The sequence below is a fragment of the Streptococcus mitis genome (assembly GCF_003944325.1).
Classification (GTDB): Bacteria; Bacillota; Bacilli; order Lactobacillales; family Streptococcaceae; genus Streptococcus; species Streptococcus mitis_CW.
In genome coordinates, this window is the sequence record NZ_RJPX01000059.1 from 1 (window position 1) to 6,644 (window position 6,644).

6 protein-coding genes are annotated in these 6,644 nt (G+C 32.0%); all 6 read right to left on the minus strand.

What is annotated here, in order from left to right; genetic code table 11:
* Positions 1–436: 436 nt before the first annotated feature.
* Entirely contained in the window at positions 437–1,525 is a 1,089-nt protein-coding gene (locus D8787_RS10710) for a sensor histidine kinase (protein WP_125423731.1), read from the minus strand.
* Positions 1,495–2,181: a response regulator transcription factor gene (locus D8787_RS10715; protein ID WP_125423734.1), complete on the minus strand. Its 687-nt coding sequence runs from the start codon at positions 2,179–2,181 to the stop codon at positions 1,495–1,497. Before D8787_RS10715 ends, D8787_RS10710 begins: the two co-directional genes overlap by 31 nt.
* A 61-nt stretch (positions 2,182–2,242) precedes the next feature.
* Positions 2,243–2,962 (minus strand): ABC transporter permease, encoded by a 720-nt coding sequence (locus D8787_RS10720; protein ID WP_125423738.1) that lies wholly within the window; start codon positions 2,960–2,962, stop codon positions 2,243–2,245.
* A 1-nt stretch (position 2,963) separates the two neighbouring features.
* Positions 2,964–3,749, minus strand: coding sequence for an ABC transporter permease (locus D8787_RS10725; protein ID WP_125423741.1), 786 nt, complete (start codon positions 3,747–3,749; stop codon positions 2,964–2,966).
* A 1-nt stretch (position 3,750) separates the two neighbouring features.
* Complete coding sequence (locus tag D8787_RS10730) at positions 3,751–4,461, minus strand: ABC transporter ATP-binding protein (RefSeq protein ID WP_125423745.1); 711 nt, start codon at positions 4,459–4,461, stop codon at positions 3,751–3,753.
* A gap of 10 nt (positions 4,462–4,471) precedes the next feature.
* Positions 4,472–6,644, minus strand: a 2,173-nt coding sequence (locus D8787_RS10735; RefSeq protein WP_125423749.1) for a lasso peptide biosynthesis B2 protein, incomplete at its 5' end; no start/stop codon positions are given.

Genomic DNA, 6,644 nt, shown 5'->3' on the forward strand with positions numbered 1-6,644 from the left:
TATTAGAAGAGAAAGGGTTAGTATTAGAAGAGAAAGGGTTAGGACTGAGGGAACAGTTCTAACGCCAAAACTAAAAAATTTCAATTACACGCTAGCACAGGAAGTGATTTTTTGCGCTTTTTTACTGTTTTTTCAAATAAAAAAGATGACTTACTAAACCTGTAAGCCACCTAATCAGTCGGTTTATTCTGGTGTCTGCCACCGCTTGGCCCTTACGTCCAAGATTGCTATCGGATTTTGTTCTGGTGTCCGCCACCGCTTGGCCCTTATGTCCAAGATTACTATCAGATTGACCATGAGCCGACCACTCATTTATAAACATATTGTATCTTTAAATAGCTACAATTTCAAGTCAAAAATCTTTGTTAAAGAAAATCTAGTAAATTTCCCATGATTGACTAATGTATTATTCATTAGTTGGGGTATTGATAAATCACTATGATTTAATACAATTCACAGTTATTAAAACTTCTGCTCCCTCGTCTCTATTTCTAAGCTCAACTCGGCCTTTGTGTAGTTTTGCAACTCTACATACAAAACTAAGTCCAATACCATAATGTTGCTCTTTATACGATCTAGCTTTATCCATACGATAAAAGAGCTTTCCAAAATTAGTTAAAACTTCCTCTGGAAATTCAGAGCCATTATTCCATATACCTATTTTTAATTCTTTCGCCTCTTGCTCTACCCTAATTTTAATTTTAGGATTCTGTTTATCTGCATACTCCAAAGCATTTGTTAAAATATTTTGTATGGCACGAATCAGAAGAGATGGATTTATATAATAATTTTCAGTTCCTTTCACATTTTGTTCAAAAGAAAACTTCATCTGATTTTTTATCAAAAAAGAGACTTCTTTCTCTAATTCATTGATAAAATCTGAAGAGGAATACTCCGTCCAACCTGTCTCATCATCATAATAGGTTTTAGAATAGTGAATCAATTGATTGAAATAATCTAGTAACTGTTGACTAGCTCTTTCTATATCTGCTAAGCATTCTTGAGATTGGTCGTTTTCAGTTATCGCCTGCAAGAATTCTACATTTCCCCTAATAATGGTTAAGGGAGTTTTTAAATCATGAGAAGCTGCTGAAACCTGAAACATCAAATCTTCTTTCTGTTCTTTCTCATCAATTATTAATTGTCGAATTCTATCTTGCATCACAATAATCCGATTTCCTGTCTCACGAAATTCTTTAACCGTTAATCTTTCTGTACATTCCCTCTCCAACCACATACTATTTTCATAAATCAAAGTCATTTCATAACTCAGTTTTTTCAACAATTTTCCGATGTGATAGCTTATTAGAATAATCAATAAAAGACAAATATATATCCATGATGACACATTAAAAAAGATTGATAGAACACCACTATTGTTTAGAGGTTTCCCGTCTTCATTTATTTGTATAGATACTGAAGCTAAAGGAATAAGATAGGCCATTAGTAAGCCAAGACTAAACTGCCAAATAATTCTCCAACAGGTTTCTCGAATTAATTGTCTAAAACTTTTGATTCTACCCATTGATATCCTCCACCGTACAAGGTTTTAATTGGATTTAATTGATAAGGTTTCAGCTTTTGACGAATTTGATAAATGTACTCTGAAACCGAACGTAACAGAGCTTCTGAACTTTGTGGATACAGATAATTATAAATTTCCTCAATAGAATATATTTTACTTGGGTTGCTTGCCAAAAGATTCACTATGTCAAATTCCCTCCTTGTCAGGGCAATATTATCATCGTTTACAAATAGTTCCTTACTATCCGTATATAGTATAAGCTTCCCAATCTTTATTTGATGAACATTTCCTTTAGTCCTTTCTTCACGACGTAAGTGCATTTTAACACGTGCTAACAATTCTTGCATACTAAAGGGTTTCATAATATAATCATCAGCACCTGCATTGATTCCAGCTACTAAATCTTCATCCATATCCTTGGCAGTTATAAAACAGATAGGAACAGTTATCTGCTCGCGAATCATCTGACAGATTTCTAAACCACTAACAGGCATCATAATATCTAATAAAATCAAGTCAAATCCTGTAAAATTACAAAGATCAATCTCTTCTATCTTATTTCGTATGACTACTTCATATTTTTCATATTCTAGTACTTTTTTTATTAGGCGAAGAATAGCAAGATCATCATCTACAACCAAAATTTTATAAGCCATAACTCACCCTCCTGAATATATTATAGCACTAACTGAGAAAAAGACAGGATCTCCCCTGTCTTTAGCGTAAATTTTTTCCTATAAGTATCAATGTAGCAAATACAAAAACAATTAATAACCAAACTATTTGTAACCCTAAGCCTTGCCACACTGGATAATAGAGCGACAAGGGATGGGTATAAAAACAATTCATACTAGCTAGTAATGGTAAATTTCTAAAAAAAGAACTGAATTGTAGTAACATTTGTCCCAAACCCAATAAAAGGGATAAACTGATTCCCAGAATTAAGATAAAAGACTGGGAAATAAATACAAAAATACCACTTAAAAGAGAGAAGGTTAGAATAGAAATACAAGCTGGAAATAGGATTGTTAGAACATGTTTAATATTACTCAAAAGATTGATATTGTAGTATCCTTGCGCGATTAGTATGCATAATGATATTACAGCAACCAATAATACAATTTCCATACATAATACAATAGCTAGTTTACAGATTATAAATTTCAAACGATTTGGACATGTAAGAAAACTGGTACGAAGGCTAGAACCTGTAAATTCTTGACCTATAAATAGAACCGTTAGACTAATGAAACCTGCCTGTCCTAAATAGAGACTTTGCAGTAGCTGTTCCAAAACAAACTGTAGGGTCAACTGGTCTGGCTTACTATTTAAAAAAATAACCATCGCTGGAACACACGGTAACAGAGCACCTATAATCAACCAGAGCCAAGGATTCATCACAAACTTTAGATACTCACTTTTAAGTTGCTCTTTCAACTTATTCACCTCCTCCGATATCTGACTTAAGTAAGCGGTAGATTGCTAAAGCCAAGAATGAGAAGTTCCAACAAAGTAAAAGCAAAATATGTTGTAAACTATTATGTTCTAAAATTTGAGGAGATGTAGCAATCAATCCTTGCCCCAATGCAACTGGAAGAAATTTTGCAGCTGAGATATAGTTTGCTAAGAATGTTCCTAAATTGTAGACTTGAGGAAGCAAAAATAATAGAGGAACAATGGCTGTTTTAAATGTCAAAGCCATAATATAGGCCAGCAGTCCCAACAAGATCCAAGCTATACTGGCTAAAAATATATAGAACCAAACTCTCCCATTTAGTGAAAAAAGCAATAAGCCATCTTGTCCTAAAACATAATGTGTCATGTTAATCGTAAGGAATATTGATAGAAAGGAAATGAAAAAAGAAAATACAAGCCAAACTAATGTTTTTGAAACTAGGAAAGTACTTCGATTTGTAATAGAGAGGAGGCTTGTACGAATAGCAGAGCATTTATACTCCTCGGCTCCGTAAATTGAGCCTAGGATAATCATAATAAAAACACCAAATAAAGTGACATCAAAACCTAAAAATTCAATAGGAGGTATAGCTTCTGCTAAATCTGGATTTGTCTCTGGTGTAGCATGGATACCAACTGAAACAATTTGAGAAGCACCAATATTTGCTAAAAACGTTTGAAATACCAGTATCAAGAATAGTACAACATGAGTAGCTCTCCTATAAAGCAATTTCAATATTTCAGAATGAAGAGAGTAAATAAGTGCCATGTCACTTTCCTCCCTCTATTAAACTAAAGAAGACTTCTTCTAGTGAAGACAGATTTTTCATCACTTCTTGTAAAGTTCCTTTTATAAGAACTTTTCCTTTATTTATGATAACTACATCATCTGTTACTGCTTCCACTTCCGATAATATATGAGATGATAGCAAGACTGTCTTCCCTTCTTGAGCTTGTTTTTTTATAAACTCTCTAAACCACCGAATTCCTCTTGGATCCAACCCATTAGTCGGTTCATCCAATATCAGATATTGAGGATTTCCCAATAGAGCTGTTGCAATCCCTAATCGTTGTCCTTCTCCTAATGATAATTTCCCAATTTTAGATTTTTTCTTATGGCTAATATCCACCATATCCAAGACTTGTTCAATTCGCTGACTGGATATCCCATTACTAGCAGCAACAATTTTCAAATGTTGATAAACAGTCCGATCATCAGGAGCACCTACACTGTCAAATGAAGCTCCTACAGTTTTTAGAGGAAATTTTAATTCCTTATAAGTTTGATCTCCAATTTTAGTAAGACCAGATGTTGCTTTGTCTAATCCTAATAAAATACGCAAGGTTGAACTTTTTCCAGCTCCATTTGGGCCCAGGAAAGCAGTCACTCTACCTGCTCTTGCTTCAAAAGAAATATCTTTTAAAATTTGAGTTTGACCATATGACTTACATAAATGTTTAATGGTAATACTTTGTTCCATGATGTTCTCCTTATACTAATAATTGCTCTTTTGCAAGTTCTTTATACAGAGGAACTGATTCAAGAAGTTGATTATGAGTTCCCTCACCTACAACTCTTCCGTGCTCAAGAACCATTATTCTATCCGCTTCTATAACTGTTGATAGTCTATGAGCTACTGAAATAATAGTTTTTTTATGATGAATATTTTTTAAGACTTTCTTTATTTGTTTTTCGCTAATGCTATCTAGATTAGATGTCATCTCATCTAAAAGTAATATTTGTGCTTTCGAAAGTAATGCTCTTGCAAGAGCAATTCTTTGTCTTTCACCACCTGATAAACCTATACTATTTTCACCTATAAGCATATTTAAACCATCAGGGTTTCTATCAACTAAGTATTGTAAACCTACGTCTTTTAAAACTGATAAACACTCCAATTCTGACACTTCTTCATTGCCGAATCGTATGTTTTCTAGTAATGTTCCCGATAAAAGTGGTGCATTTTGTTCAACATATGCTAAGTTCTTTCTTAAATCAAATCTGTCTATTTTTTTTATGTCAACGCCATCTACTAAAATACTTCCCAAATCGATCTCGTAAAAACGTTCTAAAATTTGAAGAATGGTACTTTTCCCAGCACCGGATGGTCCAACAATTGCTATGTATTCACCTCTATATACATCAAAAGAAATATTATTTAAAATATATTCTGTTATAACATTTCTTTTTTCCAGATGAAATTTTTTACTATAAGTGAAATATACATTTTTAAAAGTAATAATTGCTCCTTCATTTGATTGAAAATGTTCGTGTATATCAATATCATAATCTCTTTCTACAGGTAAGTTTACTACTTCTTGTATTCGACTCAAAGCTCCAAGTGATTCTGATATACCTGATATTGATGTAAATATTTGACTAAAAGGGCCTATTGCCATATATAATAATAATAATAATATGAAAGCTGTTAAATCAGATATATCCATTAAATTATTAAATACTCTATACGAACCTACACCAATTACAATCATTAAACTAAACTGTATGCCTAAATTAGATATCGGAGTCAATAAAGCTTGTACTTTTGACAATTTTAAACCTAATTCCTTTATTGAATTAATCTCATAATTCGTTTTGTCTAATTCACACTCTGTCTTATTAAATGCTCTAATAGTTCTGATTCCTAGTAAATCTCTCGTTAATAACGATGATAATTTAGAAGTATGTTTTTGTACATCAAAACTTGCTTTTTGAATTATTGTACTCATTAACAGTATGATAAAAAATACCACAGTAAGTGTTAATAATGTAATAATCGAAAGCCAGAAATCTTTAAAAAATAATAAAAATATAGCACCAATTGATAAAATTAAACTACTCGATAACGATACTGTTAATTGGATAATTCCCAATCTTAACTTAGACGTATCCGAACCTACACGACTTATGAAATCCCCTATGCTCCAATTATCATAGTCTGAAATATGAAGATTAAACATACGGCTCACTAAATTTTTTCTAGTTTTATAAATAGCTAATTCTCCAATTTTTTGCAAATAGAAATATTGAAATGTAGAGCAAATTGTTGCTAAAAAAACTGTTGTAATAAATAAGATAAATGATATACTGCTAAAAATATTTGTTATATCATTTTTAATCAATTCAGACAATAATTCAGGTTGTATCAAACTAAAAAAAGTACTAAGTATCCCCAAAATAAAAACAAGTATAAACTCCTTTTTCTGAAACGATACATCTTTAAATAAATCTCTAATTCGTACATGATATGATTTATTATCATCGTACTCTTCGTTCTTTTCAAACTGATAAACTATTTTCTCATACGTATCTTTCGTCTTAACCATATGGGTATATCTTGTTATTTCCTCATTTTCACCTATTGGTACCCCTCCTAATTCTATCCAAGCATGGGCCCTAAATGGATCCATTATAAAACCAGTACACCAACTACATTTTTTTCTACATAAAAAAATGTATATATAAACAGCCAAAGAACGTTTCAGACATCCATCTTGATTACGACACTTACGACTCACATAACATACTGCATTTCTTGCATTTTCTATATCCAATACTGAAGCATAATTTAAATCTTTTGAAATTGAATTAAGAATAGTTTCTATTAATTCGGGAGAACAAAAATTTAACGGAAATGATAACAATAGAGATATTTTAGCTAGT

What these genes read in the sequence shown, in the direction of transcription:
- D8787_RS10725 (WP_125423741.1), bottom strand. Translation starts at nt 3,749, where the DNA reads ATGGCACTTATTTACTCTCTTCATTCTGAAATATTGAAATTGCTTTAT.
- D8787_RS10710 (WP_125423731.1), bottom strand. Translation starts at nt 1,525, where the DNA reads ATGGGTAGAATCAAAAGTTTTAGACAATTAATTCGAGAAACCTGTTGG.
- D8787_RS10730 (WP_125423745.1), bottom strand. Translation starts at nt 4,461, where the DNA reads ATGGAACAAAGTATTACCATTAAACATTTATGTAAGTCATATGGTCAA.
- D8787_RS10715 (WP_125423734.1), bottom strand. Translation starts at nt 2,181, where the DNA reads ATGGCTTATAAAATTTTGGTTGTAGATGATGATCTTGCTATTCTTCGC.